Origin of the sequence: Candidatus Pelagibacter communis (genome assembly GCF_001180185.1) — a bacterium.
In the GTDB taxonomy this organism is placed as follows: Bacteria; Pseudomonadota; Alphaproteobacteria; order Pelagibacterales; family Pelagibacteraceae; genus Pelagibacter; species Pelagibacter ubique_F.
Map to the genome: position 1 here is coordinate 1 of NZ_CVSS01000009.1, position 714 is coordinate 714.

At 32.8% G+C, this 714-nt stretch carries 1 protein-coding gene; it reads right to left on the reverse strand.

Annotated elements, in window-relative coordinates:
• On the reverse strand, positions 1-638 hold a 638-nt coding region (locus AMN95_RS00815; protein WP_075522114.1), incomplete at its 3' end, for a carboxyl transferase domain-containing protein.
• Positions 639-714: the final 76 nt, after the last annotated feature.

Genomic DNA, 714 nt, shown 5'->3' on the forward strand with positions numbered 1-714 from the left:
CCCCCGGCAGTAGGATCTGTAATACAAACTAAATATGGGAGATTGTTTTTCTTAAGTTCATTAATTGCTAAAGTTGATCTGGTCATTTGAGATAAAGAAATCAAACTTTCCATCATTCTCATTCCTCCTCCAGCACTAATACACAAAAAAGGTGTCTGGTTTTCAATTGCATGCTGAATTCCATATAAGAATGCTTCACCTTCAGCTGCAGCCATTGAAGCACCTAAAAAGTCAAAATCTGATGCAACGGCTGTGATTTTAATATTGTTAATTGATCCACTTACAACCATCATTCCGCACTCAAGACCAGTTTTTTTTCTGGCACTTTTTAATCTGTCTTTATAAGATTTTGAGTCAGTCCAACTTAGAGGATCATCTTCTGGAATTGGTGTTTTAAATATTTCATAGTTGTCCTTTCCAAATAAAATATCAAATCTCTGTTTGGGACTTATTCTGTGATGTTTATTGCATTCAGGTTCAGGACATACCCATAAATTATGTTCTAAATCTTTTTTTAAAATTGGTCCTTTACAGCAAGAAGTCCAATCGCTATTAGCTATATCCTCCTTAGTAGCTCTTTTGTGGATAGCAGATTTAATTTTTTCACCTGCTTTGATTATTTTTGTTATCCAATTCATCTGATTTTATTTTTTAATCTTTTCACTACATTAGTAACATTTGTGACAATATTTTGTCTCTTTTTTATTGAGTTAG